Annotated in this window: 21 protein-coding genes; 9 read left to right on the plus strand and 12 right to left on the minus strand. The window is 70.3% G+C overall.

Annotated features, from left to right (window positions below):
- Positions 1-7: 7 nt before the first annotated feature.
- Positions 8-1,066: an A/G-specific adenine glycosylase gene (gene mutY, locus EAT49_RS06520; RefSeq protein ID WP_123641498.1), complete on the minus strand. Its 1,059-nt coding sequence runs from the start codon at positions 1,064-1,066 to the stop codon at positions 8-10.
- Positions 1,067-1,140: 74 nt separating this feature from the next.
- Here mutY and EAT49_RS06525 point away from each other — a divergent pair, with 74 nt between their 5' ends.
- A complete protein-coding gene (locus EAT49_RS06525; RefSeq protein ID WP_123641499.1) occupies positions 1,141-1,647 on the plus strand; it encodes a DUF721 domain-containing protein in 507 nt (168 codons plus the stop codon).
- Positions 1,648-1,675: 28 nt separating this feature from the next.
- Positions 1,676-2,344, plus strand: a complete 669-nt coding sequence (locus EAT49_RS06530; RefSeq protein ID WP_123641500.1) for a DsbA family protein — start codon at positions 1,676-1,678, stop codon at positions 2,342-2,344.
- A gap of 557 nt (positions 2,345-2,901) precedes the next feature.
- Here EAT49_RS06530 and lpxK read toward each other — a convergent pair.
- Genes lpxK through EAT49_RS06545 form a run of 3 tightly spaced genes read right to left on the minus strand, consistent with a single transcriptional unit; the run spans position 2,902 to position 5,320 of the window.
- On the minus strand, positions 2,902-3,906 hold the full coding sequence (gene lpxK, locus EAT49_RS06535; RefSeq protein WP_123641501.1) for a tetraacyldisaccharide 4'-kinase: 1,005 nt from the start codon (positions 3,904-3,906) through the stop codon (positions 2,902-2,904).
- On the minus strand, positions 3,906-5,033 hold the full coding sequence (locus EAT49_RS06540) for a 3-deoxy-D-manno-octulosonic acid transferase (RefSeq protein ID WP_148078730.1): 1,128 nt from the start codon (positions 5,031-5,033) through the stop codon (positions 3,906-3,908). Before EAT49_RS06540 ends, lpxK begins: the two co-directional genes overlap by 1 nt.
- Positions 5,034-5,074: 41 nt before the next feature.
- On the minus strand, positions 5,075-5,320 hold the full coding sequence (locus tag EAT49_RS06545; RefSeq protein ID WP_123641503.1) for a DUF4170 domain-containing protein: 246 nt from the start codon (positions 5,318-5,320) through the stop codon (positions 5,075-5,077).
- Between the two features lie 137 nt (positions 5,321-5,457).
- Between EAT49_RS06545 and ribA the strand changes: the two genes are divergently transcribed.
- Positions 5,458-6,540 (plus strand): GTP cyclohydrolase II, encoded by a 1,083-nt coding sequence (gene ribA / locus EAT49_RS06550; protein WP_123641504.1) that lies wholly within the window; start codon positions 5,458-5,460, stop codon positions 6,538-6,540.
- A gap of 84 nt (positions 6,541-6,624) precedes the next feature.
- On the opposite strand, the gene EAT49_RS06555 is transcribed toward ribA, so the two are convergent.
- Genes EAT49_RS06555 through EAT49_RS06565 form a run of 3 tightly spaced genes read right to left on the minus strand, consistent with a single transcriptional unit; the run spans position 6,625 to position 7,851 of the window.
- Positions 6,625-6,849 carry a hypothetical protein gene (locus EAT49_RS06555; RefSeq protein ID WP_123641505.1) on the minus strand — a complete coding sequence of 75 codons (225 nt, stop codon included), beginning with the start codon at positions 6,847-6,849 and terminating at the stop codon, positions 6,625-6,627.
- Positions 6,834-7,484 carry a hypothetical protein gene (locus tag EAT49_RS06560; RefSeq protein ID WP_123641506.1) on the minus strand — a complete coding sequence of 217 codons (651 nt, stop codon included), beginning with the start codon at positions 7,482-7,484 and terminating at the stop codon, positions 6,834-6,836. Before EAT49_RS06560 ends, EAT49_RS06555 begins: the two co-directional genes overlap by 16 nt.
- A 4-nt stretch (positions 7,485-7,488) precedes the next feature.
- Positions 7,489-7,851 (minus strand): spore germination protein GerW family protein, encoded by a 363-nt coding sequence (locus EAT49_RS06565; RefSeq protein WP_123641507.1) that lies wholly within the window; start codon positions 7,849-7,851, stop codon positions 7,489-7,491.
- Between the two features lie 177 nt (positions 7,852-8,028).
- Here EAT49_RS06565 and EAT49_RS06570 point away from each other — a divergent pair, with 177 nt between their 5' ends.
- A complete protein-coding gene (locus EAT49_RS06570) occupies positions 8,029-8,535 on the plus strand; it encodes a L,D-transpeptidase family protein (protein ID WP_123641508.1) in 507 nt (168 codons plus the stop codon).
- Here EAT49_RS06570 and EAT49_RS06575 read toward each other — a convergent pair.
- Positions 8,532-9,191 carry a YggS family pyridoxal phosphate-dependent enzyme gene (locus EAT49_RS06575; RefSeq protein ID WP_123641509.1) on the minus strand — a complete coding sequence of 220 codons (660 nt, stop codon included), beginning with the start codon at positions 9,189-9,191 and terminating at the stop codon, positions 8,532-8,534. The two genes, EAT49_RS06570 and EAT49_RS06575, sit on opposite strands and share 4 nt — an antisense overlap.
- 182 nt (positions 9,192-9,373) lie before the next feature.
- On the opposite strand from EAT49_RS06575, the gene EAT49_RS06580 reads away from it, so the two are divergent.
- The 5 genes from EAT49_RS06580 (at position 9,374) to holA (ending at position 15,409) form a co-directional block, all read left to right on the plus strand.
- Positions 9,374-10,600 (plus strand): porin, encoded by a 1,227-nt coding sequence (locus EAT49_RS06580; RefSeq protein WP_246003777.1) that lies wholly within the window; start codon positions 9,374-9,376, stop codon positions 10,598-10,600.
- Positions 10,601-10,767: 167 nt separating this feature from the next.
- Positions 10,768-11,247, plus strand: coding sequence for a DUF3576 domain-containing protein (locus EAT49_RS06585; protein WP_123641510.1), 480 nt, complete (start codon positions 10,768-10,770; stop codon positions 11,245-11,247).
- Between the two features lie 79 nt (positions 11,248-11,326).
- Positions 11,327-13,903, plus strand: a complete 2,577-nt coding sequence (leuS, locus tag EAT49_RS06590; RefSeq protein ID WP_123641511.1) for a leucine--tRNA ligase — start codon at positions 11,327-11,329, stop codon at positions 13,901-13,903.
- Positions 13,890-14,384, plus strand: coding sequence for an LPS assembly lipoprotein LptE (lptE, locus tag EAT49_RS06595; RefSeq protein WP_123641512.1), 495 nt, complete (start codon positions 13,890-13,892; stop codon positions 14,382-14,384). The genes leuS and lptE overlap by 14 nt, the downstream gene beginning before the upstream one ends.
- A complete protein-coding gene (gene holA / locus EAT49_RS06600) occupies positions 14,381-15,409 on the plus strand; it encodes a DNA polymerase III subunit delta (RefSeq protein WP_123641513.1) in 1,029 nt (342 codons plus the stop codon). Before lptE ends, holA begins: the two co-directional genes overlap by 4 nt.
- A 97-nt stretch (positions 15,410-15,506) precedes the next feature.
- On the opposite strand, the gene EAT49_RS06605 is transcribed toward holA, so the two are convergent.
- From EAT49_RS06605 to EAT49_RS06620, 4 genes are all read right to left on the minus strand, one after another.
- The gene (locus EAT49_RS06605; RefSeq protein WP_123641514.1) at positions 15,507-15,764 is read right to left on the minus strand and encodes a hypothetical protein; all 258 of its coding nucleotides are present in this window, start codon (positions 15,762-15,764) and stop codon (positions 15,507-15,509) included.
- A gap of 107 nt (positions 15,765-15,871) precedes the next feature.
- A complete protein-coding gene (locus EAT49_RS06610) occupies positions 15,872-16,123 on the minus strand; it encodes a hypothetical protein (RefSeq protein ID WP_123641515.1) in 252 nt (83 codons plus the stop codon).
- Positions 16,124-16,213: 90 nt separating this feature from the next.
- On the minus strand, positions 16,214-16,870 hold the full coding sequence (locus EAT49_RS06615; protein WP_123641516.1) for a YjbF family lipoprotein: 657 nt from the start codon (positions 16,868-16,870) through the stop codon (positions 16,214-16,216).
- The gene (locus EAT49_RS06620; protein ID WP_123641517.1) at positions 16,867-18,996 is read right to left on the minus strand and encodes a YjbH domain-containing protein; all 2,130 of its coding nucleotides are present in this window, start codon (positions 18,994-18,996) and stop codon (positions 16,867-16,869) included. The genes EAT49_RS06615 and EAT49_RS06620 overlap by 4 nt, the downstream gene beginning before the upstream one ends.
- Positions 18,997-19,033 lie beyond the last annotated feature (37 nt).

Below are 19,033 nucleotides of genomic sequence, written 5' to 3' on the forward strand. Positions count from 1 at the left end.
CGGGCCCTCAACGCGGCGGAACAGCACTGCGGGCGAGGTCGAAGACCTTGCGCATGAGCGTGGGCAGATCCGAGGGGCGGACGCTGGCGACGAAGGCGCCCCGGTCCGGCACGGAGCCCTCGGGCACCTCCGCCACCAGAATGCGCAGCCGCAGGTGGAAATGGGTGAAGGTGTGCCGCACCTCCTCTCCGGTGTCCCGCCAGTCCGCGTCCATCGGGGGGTCGTCCGAAGGGGCTTCGGACCAGTCCGAGGTCGGCCAGCCGGTCATGCCTCCGAGAAGCCCCCTGTCGGGACGCCGCTCCATGAGCCAGGCGCCATCGGCGCGGCGGGCGACATAGGCGATGCCGAGGCGGACGGGTTTCGGCTTCTTCGGCGACTTCCGGGGCAGCTCCGCCGCGATGCCCGCGGCCCGCGCCACGCAGGGCGCCCGCCAGGGGCAGAGACCGCAGGCGGGGTTGCGCGGCGTGCAGATCGTGGCGCCGAGGTCCATCACCGCCTGGGCATGATCGCCGGGCCTCTCCTGGGGCGTCAGGGCGGCGGCGAGCGCCGTCAGTTCCTTCTTCGCGGCGGGCAGCGGCGTCTCGACCCCGTGCAGTCGGGCCATCACCCGCTCCACGTTGCCGTCCACCACCACGGCGGGCCGGTCGAAGGCGATGGCGGCGACGGCGGCCGCCGTGTAGGGGCCGATGCCCGGCAGGGCGCGCAGGCCCTCGACGGTGTCGGGAAAGTCGCCGCCGTGCTCCCGGGCCACGACCCGGGCGCATTTCAGCAGGTTGCGGGCGCGGGCGTAGTAGCCGAGGCCCGCCCATTCGGCCATGACCGCGTCGTCCTCCGCCTCCGCCAGCGCCTGCACCGTGGGCCAGCGCTCGGTGAAGGCGCGGAAATAGGCGCGCACCGCGGCGACGGTGGTCTGCTGGAGCATGATCTCGCTCAGCCAGACGCGGTAGGGATCGGGCCGCACCCCCGCCCGGCGCTCTTCCGGCCCCGTGCGCCAGGGCAGGACGCGGGCATGGACGTCGTACCAGGCGAGAAGGTCTCCGCTCGGCCCGTCGCTCGCGTCACGCATTCTTTAGCGTTCCTTTCATCCCCGGGGCTGGTCCCTGCCGCGCGTTTCCCTAGAGTGTAGGGCGAGAGAGAGCCATGCCGACCAGAGAGAGCACAACCCGCGGCTTTGCCCGCGCCTCCGGCCTGATGCAGGGCCGCATCCGCGCGGCCACGCAGTCGCGCGGCTTCGCCGTGTCCCGCCTGCTGACCCACTGGGAGGAGGTGGCGGGCGCCGAGATCGCCGCGATCTGCCGTCCCGTGGAGGTGTCCTACGGACGGCAGGGCATGGGCGCCACCCTTTGCCTGCTGACGACGGGCGCCCAGGCGCCCATGCTGGAGATGCAGAAGGAGCGGATCGCGGAGCGGGTGAACGCCTGCTACGGATACCGCGCCATCACCCGCATCCGCATCACCCAGACCGCGGGCACCGGGTTCTCCGAGGGGCGCGCCCTGTTCGGTCGCGGGGCGGCCCGGCCGACCGAGCCGCCCCGCGACCCCCTGCCCGAGGCCGCCGAGGCGGCCCGGGACGTCACCGACCCGGGGCTGCGCGATGCCCTCGAACGGCTCGGCACGGCGGTTCTCGGCCGCCGCGCCCCGCGCTGACCCCTCCCCGTTTCACGAAAGGCAGACCATGACCCGCACCTTGCCCACGCTTCTTCTCGCCGCGGCCTTCGTTGCCGGAGGCACCTGGTTCCTCACGCGCCCCGGCGGCGGGGAGGAGAGCCTCGAGATCGGCGCGGCCTTCGCCCAGGATGACGCGGCGGAGATCGACACCTCGGCGATCCCCGACATGGTCAAGGGCTCGGCCGACGCGCCGGTGACGGTGATCGAATACGCCTCCTTCACCTGCCCCCATTGCGCGACCTTCCACAACGAGATGCTGGCCGAGTTCGAGGAGACCTACATCGACACCGGCGAGGTGCGCATGATCTACCGCGAGGTCTATTTCGATCTGCCGGGCCTCTGGGCCTCGATGATCGCGCGCTGCGGCGGGGAGGAGCGGTTCTTCGGGATCACGGAGATGATCTACGAGCGGCAGCGCGACTGGACCCAGGGCGACGGGGCCGCGATCGCCGAGAGCCTGCGGCAGATCGGCCTCGCCGCCGGGCTGACCGGAGAGCAGGTGGACGCCTGCTTCACCGATGCCGAGAAGGCGCAGACCCTCATCGCCTGGTACGAGGAGAACGCGGCGGAGGACAACGTGACCTCCACGCCGTCCTTCGTGATCAACGGGGCGAAGTTCGAGGGCAACTGGTCCACCGGCCTGATGGATGCCGTCGCCGCCGCCGTCGGCGAGTGACCTGACCCCCACAAGGCGGGTATCCGACCCGCCTTGCCGCCCTGCGGCCCCGCCGCCGCAGGGCGGGTTTCCACCCCACCGCAAGCCGCAACGCCGCCGGACGGGTTTCCAACCCGCCACACCCCACCGCAAGCCGCAACGCCGCAGGGCGGGTTTCCAACCCGCCACACCCCACCGCAAGCCGCAACGCCGCAGGGCGGGTCTCCAACCCGCCACCCCCCGCCGCAAGCCGCAACGCCGTAGGGCGGGTTTCCAACCCGCCACACCCCACCGCAAGCCGCACCGCCGTAGGGCGGGTTTCCAACCCGCCGCACCCCACCGCAAGCCGCACCGCAGTAGGGCGGGTTTCCAACCCGCCACACCCCACCGCAAGCCGCACCGCCGCCGGACGGGTTTCCAACCCGCCACCCCCCACCGCAAGCCGCACCGCCGCCGGACGAGTTTCCAACCCGCCACCCCCCACCGCAAGCCGCAACGCCGCCGGACGGACTTAAATCCCTCTCACCCGCGGGACACCGCGGGGCCCAAAGCGGGCTTGAGCCCGCCCCGCCCGCGCCTCACCCCCTGCCGAAGAGCGCCTCGAACCGCGCGTCGAGCGGCGCAGGATCGTCGAGCGCCAGACGCACCGGCAGGGTCAGGACCTTCGACCGGAAGGCCGTGGGCAGCCTCACCGCATCTTTCTCCGTGGTCACGAGCTGCGCCCGCGCGGCCTTGGCGTCCCGCTCGAGCCGGGCCATCAGGGCAGGCGTCAGGGGCTGGTGATCCGACAGCGGCACCGCGCGGACGATCTCGGCGCCAAGGCCGCGCAGGGTGGCGAAGGCTTTCTCCGGATGCCCGATCCCGGCGAAGGCCAGCACCCGCATCCCCGCCCAGGGCATGCCCGTCGCGAGGGGCTCGAGCCTGCCCGTCAGATGGGGGAGACCCGGGGGGATCGCCCCGCCCCAGCGCGAGAGGAACCCGGCCTGCGCCCTCGCATCCCCCAGCGACAGCAGCAGATCGGCGCGCGCAAGGCCCGCCGCGACGGGCTCCCGCAGGGGACCCGCGGGAATGCAGAGCCCGTTGCCGAAGCCGCGGGCGGCGTCGACCACCACGAGGGAGAGATCCTGCGCGAGGGCGGGCGACTGGAAGCCGTCGTCCATCAGGATCGCCCCTGCCCCCTCCCGCACCGCCGCCGCGGCCCCCGCCGCACGGTCGCGCGCGACCCAGACCGGTGTGAAGGCCGCAAGGAGAAGCGGCTCGTCGCCCACGTCGGCGGCCCGGTGCCGGATCGGATCGACGCGGACCGGGCCGGCAAGCCGCCCGCCATATCCCCGGCTCACGACATGCACCGCGACGCCCCTTTCGGTCAGCCTCTGGACGAGGGCGATGGCGGTGGGAGTCTTGCCGGTGCCGCCCGCGTTGAGATTGCCCACGCAGATCACCGGCACGCCGGGGCGCACCGGGCTGGCTCCTGCCAGCCGCCGCGCCGTGGCGCGGGCGTAGAGGAGACCGAGGGGCGCCAGCAGGCGCGCGGCGAGGCCGGGCGCCCGGGGCGGCGCGGACCAGAAGCGCGGCTCGCGCATCAGATCCCCGCCTCGTCGAAGATCTCGCAGATCAGGTCCATCAGCCGGTTCGTCACCGGCGCCCCGGCCGAGAGGGTGCTCCAGGCGGCATGGGCGAGGGCGGCGGAGCGGTCCGGCGCGAGGATCTCTCCGAGCGCCGCGCCGAGCCCGCGCGGATCGGTGACGGATCTCGTCGCCCGGCCGCGCATCAGCCTCCGGTAGGCGCCGTCGTGGGGGGCGGTCATCGGCCCGTGCAGCACCGCGGACCCCAGCGCCGCGGGTTCATAGGGGCTGCGCCCGCCGCCCGTCTCGAAGGTCCCGCCCATGCAGGTGACCGGCGCCAGGCGATACCATGTCCCCAGTTCGCCCTCGGTATCGACCACGAAGGCCTGGTGCATCTCCGACGGCAGTCCCGTGCCGGTGCGGGTGCCGCCGCGCAGCCCGGCCTGCCGCAGCGCCCCCGACGCGGTCGGACCGGGCACGCCGCCCGCGGGCTCCACCACCAGCAGCAGGCGGTGCGACCGGCGGCTCGCTGCGAGATGCGCCTCCGCGAGAATGCGGAACTCCGTCATCGGCGCCGCGGGCACGAACCAGACCGGCCGTCCGGAGAGCGCCTCGGCGATCTCGCTCCGCAGGGGCTCCCGGCCCGGCAGGGTGACGGCGCCCTCGTTCAGGGGACCGGTGACCTCGATCCGGGCCGACGGCAGCCCCAGCCGACGGAGCCGCGCGGCGGAGGCCTCGTCGAGCGCCAGCGCATGGCGGAACCCGTCGATCGGCCCGCGCCGCATCTTGTCGCGCCAACCCGAGCGCAGCAGCGCCAGATCCCGGTCGTCGGCATCCACCAGAAGCCGTGGCACGTCCCGCGCATCCACCTCCGACAGGAGGCTCCCGAGGAACCCGCCCTGCATCCAGATCACCAGATCGGGCCGCCAGTGGTCGAGGAAGGCCCGCGCCGAGGACGGACTGTCGGGCGGTTGCGGCACAGCGACGAGCGGCGGCGGCAGCACCGGATCTCCCCCGGTGCAGACCCAGAACGCCTCGCGGTCGTCCTGGGCCATGCGCTGCGCCAGCGCGGCCAGCGCCTCGGTGTCGCTCTGGGGGCCGAGATGCAGCCAGATCACCGGGCCCGCGGCGGGCCGGGGCGGCATCGGGGCCGTCACGGCCCCGCGCCAGGGCCGCGGGACGCGTGTCAGTCGCCCAGCTCCTCGGTCGGGGAGGCCTCGGCCTCCTCGTCCCGGAGCCGGTGGATATGCGCGATGAAATAGCGCATGTGGGCATTGTCCACGGTGCGCTGCGCCTCCGCCTTCCAGGCGTTGTAGGCGCTGGCGTAATCGGGGAACATGCCGACGATGTGGATGTCGTCCACATTCTTGAAGGCGTTCTTCTGCGGATCGATGAGCTCTCCGCCGAAAACGAGGTGAAGCCGCTGGGTCATGGGGTCTCCGGGGTGGCGGGTATCGCCCGTGGCTTACGGGCTGGCGGGCGGGAGGGTCAAGCCGGGCCGGGGCTTGCGCCCGGGGCCGAGGCAGGAAAAGAACCTGCGCGAAGACAGCCGAGGCGGCAGGGGCGAGGATGGGGCTGAAGCCGGATCCGACGGAGCGACTGGCCCGCGCGCGGGGCGACCTGCGCATGGGGGTTCCGGTCGTGCTGACCGCGCCCTCGGGCGCGGCGCTGGTGCTCGCCGCCGAGACGCTGGGTCCGGGGCGGCTCGCCGCGGCGCGGGCGCTGGGACCCGCCGTGCTGGCGATCACTGGCCGGCGCGCGGCGACGCTGAAGGCGCGGGCCTATGACGGCGATCTTGCCCGGGTGATCCTGCCCGGCGACGCGGATGTCGCCTGGGTCTCGGCGGTGGCGGACCCGAAGGACGACCTGACCGCGCCGATGAAGGGACCGCTGACCACCGAGAGGGGCGGGGCGGCCGAACTGCACCGCGCGGCGCTGGCGCTCGCGAAGGCGGCGCGGCTCCTGCCCGCCGCGATCGTGGTGCCGGTCGCCGATGGCGCGGCCCTCGCCCGGGCGGAGAACCTGACGCTGGCGGAGATCGGCGAGGTCGTGCCCGTGGCCGTCTCGCCTTTCGCGCCGGTGGTGTCGGCCCGGGTGCCGCTGGAGCTGGCCGAGAGCGCGCGGCTGCATGTCTTCCGCCCGGCCGACGGGGCGGAGGAGCACTACGCCATCGAGATCGGAGATCCCGACCGGGACCGACCGGTTCTGGCGCGGCTCCATTCGGCCTGTTTCACGGGCGATCTTCTGGGCTCGCTCAAATGCGACTGCGGGGCGCAGCTGCGCACGGCGCTGGCGCAGATGGGGCAGGAAGGCGCGGGCGTGCTGCTCTACCTCAACCAGGAGGGGCGCGGGATCGGGCTCGCCAACAAGATGCGGGCCTATTCGCTGCAGGATCTCGGCTTCGACACGGTGGAGGCCAATCACCGGCTGGGGTTCGAGGACGACGAGCGGGATTTCCGCATCGGCGCGGCGCTGCTGGAGCGGCTGGGGTTCGGCTCGGTGCGGCTGATGACCAACAATCCCGCCAAGGTGGAGCGGCTCAGAGGCTGCGGGATCGAGGTGGCGGAGCGGGTGCCGCTGAAGGTGGGGGAGACCCGGTTCAACCATCACTACCTCGCCACGAAGGCGCGGAAGTCGGGGCATATCCTGTAGAGGCCGGGCGTCGGGGAGCCGGCGGGTCGGTGCGTGTCATGGTGACGCCGTGCCGGGGGCGGGCGAGGCTGCGGACGGACCGGGTCAGCCGGAGAGCGCGCCGAAGCTTTCCTCGATCGCGCGACGGTCCGCGGACCCGATGCCCGGCTGGCGCAGCACCACCACCTCGCCCCGAAGGCGCATGGCGATGGGCCGCTTGGAGGCCGTGGCGCGCAGGCCGTGGCGGGAGACGCTGACGACGTGCTCGACCCGGCAGAGCACCTCGAGCTCGGTCCGGTCCGGCGCGGTCTCGATCACGTAGCGGACCACGGGCGCCTCCCCCGGAGTGCGGCGGTCCGGCGGCGCAGACCGGACCCGAGCCCGGCCATCGCCTCGCCGGTCGCGAAGCGAAGCGCCGGACCGATCAGCCAGAGCGGCCAGAGCCGCAGCGTCAGCGCCCCCTCCCCGTCGAACCGCTCGCCGTCGAAATCGGGCGCGAGATCGACGGCACCGCGCAGGGCGGGAGAGGCCCAGAGGAACGGGCAGAGCCGCCCCCAGAGCATCCCGGTCTCCGCCGGATCGGCGAGCCCGAACCGCCCGGAGAGGTGCAGGGAGATCACCTCGACGCCGCGCAGGCTGTCCGCGATCAGGTCGGGCAGCGCCCGCAGCAGGCGGGGGAGGAGCCTGCGCGGGCGGTCGGCGTGGCGATTTGCCTTGCGGGCGTGCCGACCGGGCGCAACCTCGGCTTTCTTGCGCGGCGTCGGCGCGCGGCGCGGCCGGGGCCAGGACAGGCGGAGCAGCGCGGGAGCGCAGGCGGAGCCGGGCCTAAGGACCAGCCGGCCGAACGGCGCGGGCATGGTACCGCCCGCGATCTCGAGATGCCACGGCAGGAGCAGCGCCAGCAGGACCAGCGCCGGACCGGCCGCGAGAAGCGCCGACAGAAGCCAGCCCAGCGCCTCCGGCACGGGATCAGCTCGCGTCGTCGGAGGCGGTGCTGGCGGCCCTGCGACGGGCCATGGCCTTCGCCGCCGTCTCGGCGACCATGTCGGCGATGGTGGTGACGGCGCCGCGCACCTCTTCGACCCGGGCGCCGTGATCGTCGATGATGATGGCGCCCACCGGCTTCACGCCGCCGCCCGCGCCCGTGCCGCTCGAGCCGCCGGATGTTCCGGTCCCGGCCGATCCACCGGCGCCGAACCCGAAGCCGAAGCTGACGAGCGGGATCACCGTGGCCCCGTCGCGCTCGATCGGCGCGCCGAGCACGTTCTTGGCATTGAGCAGACGGTCGAGTTCCTCCACCGTGCCCTTCAGAAGCTTTTCGATGTCGTCCATGGCTGCCTCCCCTGCATGCGGCTCACGGCGCGAGCCTGAACCGGCCCGCGTGTCCTCACCTTGACGTCAATCAACTCCGATGGGCAGAGGAAACGGCCTTCGACGGACCGAAGAGAGGCCCGCGACGGGCCGCGGCGTCTTGCGCAACACGGCCCGCCGCGCGACACCTGCCCCAGCATGACCGCCGCACCCCGCTCCTCCGATCTCGTTCTTGCCCCGGGGCACCTGCGCTTCATGGGGCGACGGTTTCCCTGCGTGACGGGACGGGGCGGCGTGACCGGCGACAAGCACGAGGGCGACGGCGCCACGCCGCGCGGCGTCCACGGGATCGTCGGAATGTTCTACCGGCCCGACCGCATCGCACGGCCCGCAGACTGGGCGGTGCCGATCCGGCCGGGCGACCTGTGGTCCGACGATCCGGCGGACGAGGACTACAACCTCATGGTCCGCGCCCCCTACGCTCCGAGCCACGAACGCCTGCGCCGCCCCGATCCGCTCTATGATCTCGTGCTGATCACCGACTGGAACTGGCCCCGCGCGCGGCGCGGCCGCGGCTCCGCGATCTTCCTGCACCGCTGGCGCAAGCCGGGCCATCCCACCGCGGGCTGCGTGGCGCTGGCGCCCGCGCACCTGGCCTGGATCGCCCCCCGCCTGCGCCACGGCGTGCGGCTGATCGTGGGCTAGCCCCCGGGCCCCGGCCTCTCGCCGAAGATCGCAGAGCCCACCCGCACATGGGTCGCCCCGAGCGCGACGGCCGTCTCGAAATCCCCCGACATGCCCATGGACAGCCCCGCGAGACCGTTCCTCTCGGCGATCTTCGCCAGCAGCGCGAAGTGCAGCGCGGGCTCCTCCTCGGCGGGCGGGATGCACATGAGGCCCACCACGGGCAGCCCCAGCCCCCGGCATTCGGCCACGAACCCGTCCGCCTCCCCGGGCGCGACGCCGGCCTTCTGCGGCTCCTCGCCGGTGTTCACCTGCACGAAGAGGTCGGGACAGGCCCCGAGCTCGTCGGCGAGCCGCGCGATCGTGGTCGCGAGTTTCGGACGGTCGAGGGAATGGATGACGTCGAAAAGCGCCATCGCCTGCCGCGCCTTGTTGGTCTGCAGCGGGCCGAGAAGATGCAGCTCCACCCCCTCGTAGCGGGCCGTCCAGGCCGGCCATTTTTCCGCCGCCTCCTGCACCCGGTTCTCGCCGAAAACCCGGTGTCCGGCGTCGAGCACGGCGGCCACCCGGCCGGGGGGCTGGAGCTTCGAGACGGCGATCAGGGAGACCTTTCCGGGGGGCCGTCCGGCGGCGATTTCGGCGGCCTCGAGACGGGCCCTGATCCCTGCGAGCGACATACACGATCCCCTTTGCTTTCCAACAGTTTGGACATATTTCGTGAAGCGGCCCGACTCCCTCGTCCGGAGCTGCCCGAAGGCGCGCATCTGTGTGGCGTTACTGCATCATTTGCAGGGCACTGTCCAAGGCCCCGACCCTATGGACTTGAGTGTTCCGGGGCATCGGCGCAAAGACATTCTCAATGCTGGTGCAACTGGCATTCTCGGGAATGCAAACACGAGGGAATATCATGAAAAGCATCCTCCTCGCTTCCGCCTCGATCGTGGCCTTCACGATCGCGGGTGCGGCAGCGGCCGAAGTTTCCTTCGGTGGCGAAGTGACCCTGGGCTTCAACGACGACGACGACGACGTTAACGACGACGCCGACGGCTTCTACTTCGACGGCAACATCGCCGTGACCCTGTCCCAGGAACTGGGCGCCGGCCTGACCGCCGCCGCCACGTTCGACTTCGATTTCGTCAACGTCGCGAGCGAAAACGGCGTTGCCGACACCTCGGGTCTCGGCCTCGACCTGGAAGCCGGTGGCTTCCTGCTCAGCCTGACCTCCGAAACCGCCGGCCTCTTCTTCGGTGACACCTCCTTCGCCGCCGAGGACTACTGGTCCGGTGTGGGTGAGATGGCCAACGACAGCTTCTCCGAAGCTGACGGCGAAGTGGTGCTGAAGGGCACCGGCACGTTCGGCACGGTTTCGGCCGGCGTTTCGTACGTGATCGCCGACGTCGACGGCAACCTGGTCGGTGACGATCCGACCGTCGACGGCTCGCTCGACCAGATGTCGGTCGGTGCCACTGCCGAGTTCGGCCAGTTCACCGTCGGCATGGCCTACCAGGCCGAGTCGGACGCCACCGCCGGCGGGTCCTACGACCCGACCGCCAACGGCGACTTCAACACCGACGAAGTGTTCGGCATCTTCGCCGGCACCACGCTGGCCGGCGCCGACCTGTCGTTCGCCTACGCCAACAACCTGACGATCGAGGAAGACTCCTTCGGCGTCGGCGTCTCCTACCCGATCGGCCCCGTCACGCTCGGCGCGACCTACGCGTCGAACTCGGACGTGCCGGATGTGTACGAACTGTCCATCGCCTACGCGCAAGGGCCGTTCACCATCGCGGGTGAGTACCAGGATGACACCGACGACGCGACCGACGCGGTCGAGTTCTCGGTCGACGCCACCTACGCGGCCTTCGAGGGTGTGACCATCCTCGCCGGCTTCAACGGCGGCGACGGCAACCTGAAGGCCAACGGCGACGAAGGTCTGGACTACTACATCGGTGCTCAGGCCTCCCTGGGTGAAGGCGCGACCCTCACCATCTCCTTCGCCGAGGACGAGGACGACTCCGAGGAAGACGAGATCGGTGCGCCCGAGTTCCAGGAAGGCACGACGATCGAAATCGGCTTCACCTTCTGATCGGTTGCGATCGACAAGATTGGGGGCGGTCCTTCGGGGCCGCCCTTTTTCGTTGCCGCCCTGCACGGCGGTCCCGGCCCCGGGGTCGCGACACTTGTGACGCCCGCCCGCAGCGGCTACACAATCCCGCAGAGAAAAGACGGTCACGGGGCACGGGGGACGAACCCTTGAGCAGAGAATTCAGCCACTTCCGCGCGGGCCTTGCTGCCGTGCTCTGCCTCGCGCTCGCGGGCTGCGGCGGGTCGCTCGGGTCACGCCCCTTCGCCTCGCTCGGCGGTGGCTCGCTGGGGTCCGGCGCGGCGCCCGCGGCAGCGGCCACGAGAGAGGCCTCGCGCACCCGCGGCGCCGAGCAGGTGGCGGTGAACCGCTATCTCTGGCAGGCCTCGCTCGACGTGCTGTCCTTCCTGCCGATCCAGTCCGTCGACCCCTTCACCGGGGTGATCGTGATGGGCTACGGCACGCCGCCCGGCACCGGCCAGACCTACCGCGCCACGGTCTACGTCTCCGATCCGGCCCTTGACGCGCGCTCGCTGAACGTGGCCATCGCCACCCGCTCCGGCCCCGTCGCGGCGGAAACGAACCGCGCGGTGGAGGATGCGATCCTGGCACGCGCACGCGAGCTGCGGATCCGCGACGGCCGTCTCTGATCGGCGGAGCGTCCTCCGCTCTGGAAAGTCGCATCCCGCCAAGCTATCCCCCGGAAGCAATCGCATCCGAGGACGCCCCATGTCGCGCTACGACCCTTCCCTGATCGAGCCCCGCTGGCAGAGCGAATGGGACGAGGCCGGCACGTTCCGCGCCACGACGGAGGGCGACAGGCCGAAGTACTACGTCCTCGAGATGTTCCCCTACCCTTCGGGGCGCATCCACATCGGCCATGTCCGCAACTACACGATGGGCGACGTGATCGCGCGCTACAAGAAGGCCACAGGGCACAACGTGCTGCATCCCATGGGCTTCGACGCCTTCGGGATGCCCGCGGAGAACGCCGCCATGGCCTCGGGCGGCCATCCGAAGGAGTGGACCTACGGCAACATCGCGGACATGGTCGCGCAGATGAAGCCGCTCGGTTTCGGCCTCGACTGGTCGCGCATGTTCGCCACCTGCGACCCGGAGTATTACGGCCAGCAGCAGGCGCTCTTCCTCGATTTCCTCGAGGCCGGCCTCGTCTACCGCAAGAACGCGGTGGTGAACTGGGACCCGGTCGACATGACCGTGCTCGCCAACGAGCAGGTGATCGACGGCAGGGGCTGGCGGTCCGGTGCCGAGGTGGAGCGGCGCGAGCTCACGCAGTGGTTCTTCCGGATCGGCGATTTCGCCGAGGAGCTGCTGGAGGCCATCGACGGGCTCGACGACTGGCCCGCGAAGGTCAAGCTGATGCAGGCGAACTGGATCGGCCGGTCGCGCGGGCTGCAGTTCGCCTTTTCCACGGTGAACGCGCCCGAGGGATTCGACCGGATCGAGGTCTACACGACCCGCCCCGACACGCTGATGGGGGCGAGCTTCGTCGGCATCTCCCCGGATCACCCCCTGGCGAAGCATCTCGAGCGGCACGATCCGAAGGTGGCCGCCTTCTGCGCCGAGGTCCGCAAGGGCGGCACCACCGAGGAGGCGCTGGAGAAGGCCGAGAAACGCGGCTTCGACACCGGGCTGAAAGTGCGTCACCCCTTCGACACCTCCTGGGAGCTGCCGGTCTGGATCGCCAATTTCATCCTGATGGACTACGGCACCGGCGCGATCTTCGGCTGCCCCGCCCATGACCAGCGCGACCTCGATTTCGCGCGCAGGTATGGCCTGCCGGTGATCTCCACGTTCGAGCCGGTGGCGGCCTCGGATCATGTCCGACCAGAGGACGGCGGCGAGGCCTTCGTTCCGCCCAAGTCCGAGAAAGTTCGTTATATCAACGGCTTGAAGGGCGTTACATCGTGTAACGGCGACGAGGCGGTCGAATCCGCCATCGCGCTCTGCGAGAAGAACGGCGTCGGCCAGGGCGTGACGAAGTACCGCCTGCGCGACTGGGGCCTCTCCCGCCAGCGCTACTGGGGCTGCCCGATTCCCGTGGTCCATTGCGAAACCTGCGGGGTGGTGCCCGAGAAGAAGGAGAACCTTCCCGTCCGCCTGCCCGACGACGTCACCTTCGACGTGCCCGGCAACCCGCTGGACCGTCACCCGACCTGGACCAAGACCACCTGCCCCCGCTGCGGCGCCGCCGCCCGGCGCGAGACCGACACGATGGACACTTTCGTCGATTCGTCCTGGTATTTCGCCCGCTTCACCGCGCCCCACGCCGACACGCCCACCGACATGGAGGCGGCCAGCTACTGGATGAACGTCGACCAGTACATCGGCGGCATCGAGCACGCGATCCTGCACCTGCTCTACTCCCGCTTCTTCGCCCGCGCGATGCAGCAGACCGGCCACCTTCCCGAGAGCGCCATCGAGCCCTTCGACGCGCTCTTCACCCAGGGCATGGTCACCCACGCGATCTACCAGACCCGCGACCCCCAGGGCCGCCCGGTCTACCATTTCCCCGAGGAGGTCACGCTGCGCGACGGCGGCGCTTTCCTCGCCGACGGCACCGAGGCGGAGATCGTCCCCTCGGCGAAGATGTCGAAGTCGAAGAAGAACGTCGTCGATCCCGCCGACATCGTCAGCCAGTACGGCGCGGATACCGCGCGCTGGTTCGTCCTGTCCGACAGCCCGCCCGAGAGAGACGTGGAATGGACTGCGGCGGGGGCCGAGGCCGCGAACCGGCACCTCGCCCGGGTCTACCGGCTGGCGGCGGAGGCGGCGGCGGAGGACCCTGCCGAGGCGCGCTCGCAAGAGAGCGACGAGGCGCTGCGCAAGGCGCTGCACCGCTGCATCTTCGACGTGACGCAGGGCATCGAGAGCTTCGGCTTCAACGCCGCCATCGCCAAGCTCTACGGCTTCACCAACACCCTCGCCAAATCCGACGCAGGCGCCCCCTGCAAGCGCGAGGCGCTGATGGTGCTGGCGCAGCTGATGGCGCCGATGACACCGCATCTGTCAGAGGAAATCTGGCGCATGCTGGGCGGCGCGGGCCTCGTCGCAGAGGCGCCCTGGCCCGTGGCAGATGACCGGCTGCTGGTGGAGGACACGATCACCCTCCCCGTGCAGGTCAACGGCAAGCGGAGGTCGGAGATCACCGTGGCGAAGGACCTTCCGAGATCCGAGATCGAGGCCCTCGCCCTCGCCGACGAGAGCGTGGCGCGGGCGCTGGAGGGCGGCCCCCCGAAGAAGGTGATCGTCGTGCCGGGGCGGATCGTGAATGTGGTGGTCTGAACCACCGATACCGACGCGGCGCGCGCTGCTTCTCGGGGCCGCGGCCCTGCTGGCCGGGTGCGGGTTCCAGCCGGTCTACGGGCCGGACGGACCGCTCGGGCGCCTTGCCGGGACTGTCGCGGTGGAGGCTCCGGCAACGGATGCCGGTTTCGTCCTGCGCAACCGGCTGGTGGACCGCCTCGGCATCGCCGAAACGCCGCGGTACCTCCTCGAAACGGACATCGTGATCCGGGGCGCTGCGGTCGCCGTGACCACGGAGCAGGAAACGACCCGCTTCAGCCTGCCGGGTGAGGCGGAGTACCGGCTCCTCGAGGTGGCCACAGGACGTGTCCTCGCCGAGGGCAGGGTGACGAGCTTCAGCAGCTATTCCGCGACGGGAACGGCGGTCTCGACCTTTGCGGGCCGGGAGGATGCCCAGGAACGGCTGGCGATCGCGCTCGCGGACCAGATCCTGATCCGGCTGACGGCACAGGTGACATGAAACTGCCTCCGCGCTCGGCGTCGGCGTATTTCCGCTCACCTGACCCGGCGCGGCCCGGCCTGCTGATCCACGGTGGCGACGCGGAGAGGATCACCGCCCGGCGGCATGAGGTCGTTCAGGCGCTGATCGGCCCTCAGGGCGAGGCCGAGATGCGGCTGACTCGACTCGCCGGGGCGGAACTGCGGAAGGATCCGGCGGCGCTGCTCGACGCGGTGACGGCGCAGGGATTCTTCCCCGGCCTGCGGGTCGTGCTGGTCGACGAGGCGGGCGATGCCGCGACACCTGCCATGGCCGTGGCGCTGGAGGAGTGGCGCGAGGGCGACGCGGTGATCGTGGTCACCGCGGGCCAGCTCAATGCGCGCTCCAGCCTGAGGAAGCTCTTCGAGGGCCATAAGACGGCCTATGCGGCGGCGATCTACGACGACCCGCCCAGCGCCGAGGAAATCGGCAGGCTCTTGCGGGAGGCCGGTCTGACCCGGCTCTCCGGGGAGGCGTCGGAAGCATTGGAGGCGCTGGCGCGCGATGTGGCGCCCGGCGATTTCCGGCAGACGCTGGAGAAGCTGGCGCTCTACATGCTGGGAGAGGACCGGGAGGCCACCGGCGAGGACGTGGCGCTGGTGAGTCCGCTGTCGCCCGATGCGGAGCTCGACGACGTGCTGGAGGCGGTGGCCGCGGGCGACCAGGGCGCGCTCGGCCCGATCCTGCGGCGGCTCTGGGCGCAGGGAACGACGCCGGTATCGCTGTGCATCGGGGCGACGCGCTACTTCCGTCAGCTGCATCTGGTGGCGGCGGACCCGGGTGGCCCGGAAGCGGGGATCGGCCGGATGCGTCCGCCGGTCTTCGGCCCGAGGCGGGAGAGAATCGTGCGGTTCGCTCGCCGGTGGGGGATGTACCGGCTGGAGGAAGCTCTGGGGATCCTGACCGAGACCGACCTGCAGCTGCGCTCGGTCTCCATGGCGCCGCAGGCCTCGGTCATGGAGCGGAGCCTGATTCGGCTCACGATGCTGGGCAACGCGCGCCGCTAGCGCGTCGATCCGAGTGCCCGCGTTCAGGCGCACCCGAAAGAGAAAAGGACGGGCCTGAGCCCGTCCTTTCCCGGATGTCTTCACATCGAGGGATGTATCAGTCCTCGACGGTGGTCTCTTCCGCGTCGTCGTCATCGTCGTCCTGCGAAGCGGCGAGGACGGCGAGCAGGGCAACGGGGCCGAGGATGGCAGCGGTGCCACCGAGGCCGCCGAGCGAGCCCAGCGAACCGGCCGGAGCCGGCTCGACCGGCAGCGGCTGGGGAACGGGGATGACGATCTCGTCGTCGAAGCCGCCGGCGAACGCCGACCCGGAAACGGCAACGAGAGCCGCGGCGATGATAGTGGTGATGCGCATTTCTAGTCTCCTGCAGCTTAGGTTTGTCTCACGCGGGGCGGCTGCGCTCCGCCCTTGCGTCCACTTGATCCGATTTATGTTCCGAGGTCCACCGATTAGCCAACTCGCTATTCAGTCGTTTCGGAAGGTGTGTCGTCCTCGTCATCATCCGCGCTGGCTGCGGCTGCGATTAGGGCGAGCGGAAGAAGAACGCCAGCAGCGCCACCTCCCAGGGAACCGAGCCCGAAGGACCCGGACGCAGCCGGTACGGGTTCGGTCACGATCACCGGCGGAACGACGATCCGATCGTCGAAGCCTCCGGCGTTACCAGCACCTGCAACGGCAACCGACGCCGCTGCGATGATGGTGGTGAAGCGCATTGTAATCGTCTCCAGCAAATGCGTCTTGTCTTGACCCTGCGTCTTATTCGGTCGGATCGCCGAAACACAAGATATATCGGGTAGTTCGCCCTATAGCCGTTCGCTGTCAAGATAGCCGACAGGTGGGGAAATCAACTGTCGCGACTTCCACACAACACCCCCTGCCCCGATCCAGTAGGTGTTGGTGAAGGTCTGCGCGCCACGTCGGCAGGTTTCTTCATACTTTTCCGTGTTATAGCTGCGTTCGTAGATGGTGATCCGCTCGGTTCCGGCACGTTCGACGCGGCAGGCATAGTCGTGCCGAACCATCTGGTCGTTGCCATCGAGATATTCGTGGACCCGGGTCGCGTCGCCGCCGCCGCGCGCCACGGCCGCAAGGACGCCGGAGACGTCGGCGGCCATCAGGTCGGGGCCGAGACCGCGCGTCGCGACGAGGAATCCGCGCTCGTAGGTGACCGAGACTCCGTCCTCGGTGAGCCAGGTCTCCTCGGGTCCGTTCTGCCCGGCACGCTGTAGCAGGGCTGCAACACCGCGTTGCGGGACGGAGGCCAGAACGAAGTCCTGCCCGGTCTCCTCGATCGCCGCGCGGGAGAATTGCGGGCGCTGGACCGGGGCCGTTTCGCGCCCGATCGACAGGAACGAGCCCGCGACGGCCTCGATGACCATGCGGGATTCGCTGACCTCATCGCCGCATCCAGCCAGCAGCAGGGTCGATGCGCAGGCGGCGGCCAGTCCGATCGACCTCATCTCCAGTATCTCCCCCAGGTCGATTCGAGCTCCGGCGCATGGGCGTCGCGGACAACTCCGTAGAGACGATCCTGCACGCTCAGCCGCGCGCCGCCGTCCCTCTGGAGGGACCGAAGGTCGAGGGTGAAGGCCTGCCGGGTCGGCGTGCCGATGGTCCAGTCCGTCGGGATCGTGATGCGCAGGCCCTTGTCGAAGGAGCCTTCGCCGAAATCCTCGAAGCTGATGTCCGTCCGGGTGGCGAAGGCGCCGACACGCCAGCCGTTCTCGAACTCCCGATCCAGGGAGATCGTGGCGCCCCAGTCGCCGGCAAGGTAGCGGCCCACGTCGAGCTGGGTGTGGTAGCCGTTTCCGAGGTCGTAATAGGCCGAGGCATGGCCGGTCCAGACGTCGTAGTCCCGGAACCCGAGGCCGCCGTCGAAGGCGCGCTGCTGCACATAGTTGACCTCTGCCCCCAGGGCGAGGCGGCTGTCCACCGGCTTCCACAGGAGTTCGGTGGAGACACCGGCATACATCCGCTCAAGATAACCCACGGTGACGCGGCTGTAGAGGTCCGTCCCGGGCCGGCCGAAATGCGCGAGGGTCAGGCGAGAGATGTAGGGATTGCCCTCGTCGTTGTAGCGGTCGCCGTCGGTGCGCACCGGATAGACCGCCGGCGTCGAGCTGTCCGTCGGTTCGGGCGCGTCGGTGAGTCGCCACTGGGCGACGCCGTCGAAGACGAGGTTCGGGCTGAACCTGTAGCTCACGCTGGCACGAACGCCGACGTCGATGTCGATGGGCCGGTCGGGGTCAAAGTAGCGCGTGCTGAGATAGGGCCTGACCCCGTAGGAGAGCGCTCCCTCTTCGGGGGGAATGCGGACGAGGCCCGCTTCCGTTCCCGCGGCATCGGTGATCGCGGCGCGGGCGAAGCTCGCCTCGGTCGCTCCGACCTCGTTCTCGAGCTGCTCCACGTCGGAGCGCCTGATCACGATACGGGACAGGGGAATCCCCTGGCGTTCGGGCTCGAAGATGAAGTCTTCGATGGCGGGCGGCATGGACTGGGTCAGGATTCGGCTGATCCGGCCCATGGGCTGCGACTCGGTCCGGTAGCGCGTGTTGGCGTAGCGGATCCGCACCGAGCGGTCGGTGAATTCCACGGCCTTGACCTCCACGCCCTCGGTCTCGAGCGCGGTCACCACGAGGTCGCGCAGCGCCGTTTCCGCGGCGGGAGACCGGTTCCAGCTTGCGGCGGCGCGCGCATCCGGCGGCCGCACGGCCACCGGGATCGGCGCGGGATCGAGGCCGCTGACGGACAGGCGGTTCGTCGGGTCGATGGTGAAATGGGCAGAAAAGGCCAGCGTCTCGCCCTGAAGCACGGAGGCGGAGAGCTGGTATTCGTCGCGGGGCTTGTAGACCACGCCGACGTTGTAGGGCGACGAGGGCTCGAACGTGCCGAGCCTGTCCTCGCGGACATAGGCATCTCCCGAATATTCGACGATGCCGGTGAGACGGTCGCTGAACCGATACTCCACCCCGCCGAAGAGCGAGGCATCGCCGCGGAAGAACACATCGGTCGCCACCGTTCCGCCCTGGCCGAAATCTCCGCCGGTGCCGAAGGGGTTGGTGGGGCGGGTCTCGAAGCGGTCGTCGATCTGCGCAAGTGGGTTGTCGATGGGGTTCTGCGTCCCGAGTCGCCCCCAACCGAGGCCCGCGGTCACGCGCAGGTTCTCGCCGAAATGCTTCGTCGCGACGACGTATTCGCCGGAGTAGAGCCCGGTTCCCAGAAAGTCCTGAAGGCCGACGGTCACCGCTGGGAGATACCGCCCCTCGTCCACCAGCCGGAAGCGGATGTCGAAGCTCCGGTCGAAGGTCGGATCGGTTCCGGGACCAGTGTTCTCGCCGATGCGGCTGTAGCGGAAGCTGCCGCCCAGACGGTCGCTGATCTGGAAGCTGAGCGTGGCACGCTGGTGGTTGCCGAAGCCGCCGTAGCTGAGCGTGAACTGGCCCGAGGGATCGCTGAGGCCGGAGGGCATCTCGATCAGGCCGGGCGTGCCGTAGGTGGTATAGGTCGGCCTCCAGTCCTGTTGCGCGCTGGCCGCCGTTGCAAGCAGGGCAAGACCGGTCAGGATCGTGGTCGATTTCAAACGCATCGGCAGTCCTCGCGGCCTGTTCTGGCCTCGTGTCGTG

Source organism: Histidinibacterium lentulum, from assembly GCF_003789055.1.
Taxonomy (GTDB): domain Bacteria; phylum Pseudomonadota; class Alphaproteobacteria; order Rhodobacterales; family Rhodobacteraceae; genus Oceanicola; species Oceanicola lentulus.